At 50.0% G+C, this 1,433-nt stretch carries 1 protein-coding gene; it reads right to left on the reverse strand.

What is annotated here, in order from left to right; genetic code table 11:
- Positions 1–105 precede the first annotated feature (105 nt).
- Positions 106–1,326, reverse strand: a complete 1,221-nt coding sequence (locus F1379_RS29455) for an IS4 family transposase (RefSeq protein WP_162551322.1) — start codon at positions 1,324–1,326, stop codon at positions 106–108.
- Positions 1,327–1,433 lie beyond the last annotated feature (107 nt).

Raw genomic sequence — 1,433 nt, forward strand, 5'->3', positions numbered from 1 at the left:
TGGGTGAGCGCTCAAAAGACAAAAAAAGGCCTTCCTCCAATTTAACGTTTAACAACACCCGTTTTTTGGATTGATCTAGCTTCAGTTGTTTGTCTTTCCGTTCAGTTAGTAAAAGAGAATGCGCTCTTTTTTCAGCCGTTTAGGATGGATCCTTGGCCTCCCGCCCTTTTTCCTTCGCCCCTTGCTGGTTCGCATCTTGACCCGGTTGAGATGGTTTAGAAAATCCGCATATTCTCCAGTCAAATACAACCGGAACACGGCTAGTACTCGTCCGATTCGCTGGTGGGGGGCATGACGCAAACGAAGATGCTCACATAGCACATAGGCAATCAGGTTTAAATAGATCTGGTTCCATACTGCTGTTGGTGTACAACTGCTGTACAGTTTTTTGAGGTGGAGGCTGCACTTCATGAACTTAAAAAAGAGTTCCACCTTCCAGCGATACCGGTACAACTCCGCCACCTCTGCTGCCGTTACATCCCAGCGATTCGTCAGGACGCGAGCCAGGTGAGCTTTTCCTTTCTTGTCCACATAGGTGTACTCCACGAGTCGAAACCTACCCGTTTCCCCGGTTTCCGGCGAAGTAATCTCCACCGTGGCATCCCTTTTCAGAAAAGGCTTTGTGACTTTCCGTGTCCGAATAACCTTTACCTTGCTATTGTGCTTCAGACGGGCGACGAACTTGATTCCACTGCGTTCCCAAGCGATAAATTGGGCATAGTGGATGTAGCCGCGGTCCAGCAAATGAGTGACTTTTTTCTGGAGCACCAGGTGCTCCAGTACTTCCGAATCCAAGTCCGCCACCGTTCCAGTGGACAGCACCGAAGCGGTAGGAATGGCGCTGGATTCGCCGGTTAACTGCAAGCAGGTATGCATTTTCACCGCATGGGTCCCGGTTTGCTGAAACGCCCACTCCCCGCGAAGCTTTCCCACGGTGAGGGTGGAGGAATCGACTGCTGCTAAAGGACCGAGTTTCTGTAAGTGCTTGGGCAGAGGAGGTCCTTCTCTTTCCAGTAACTGCTGGAGGCGGGAGTGGTAGAGGTCTCGCAGCTGTTCCGGTGGTAATTGGCTGAGCCTCCGGTTTAACGACGAAGCGTGGATGGAGGCCACCCCGGTCCGCTCCTGATAGCACGGCGTCCGTAGCAGATTGTCTGCTATATTTTGCACCCCGGGACGACGACTCAATAGGGCTTCTAAAAAAAGAAAGACGGTACTACCCCACTTCAGTTTTTTGGCGTATCGGTCGCCGAGCAACAAGCGACTCTTCGTTTCTAGCCATGAAGTGACTTGACACAGCAACCCGTTTTCCGCTAACTTATAAAGCAAGAGATCTCCTTTCGTGGGTGTCGTAACAACTTCTACGATAAAGGAATCTCTTTTTTTGTGCAATTTTTTGGATTTCCATTAATGTCAGGTTGTTTGCAAAATTACTG

Source organism: Paenibacillus tepidiphilus, assembly GCF_008635795.1.
Classification (GTDB): Bacteria; Bacillota; Bacilli; order Paenibacillales; family Paenibacillaceae; genus Paenibacillus_AQ; species Paenibacillus_AQ tepidiphilus.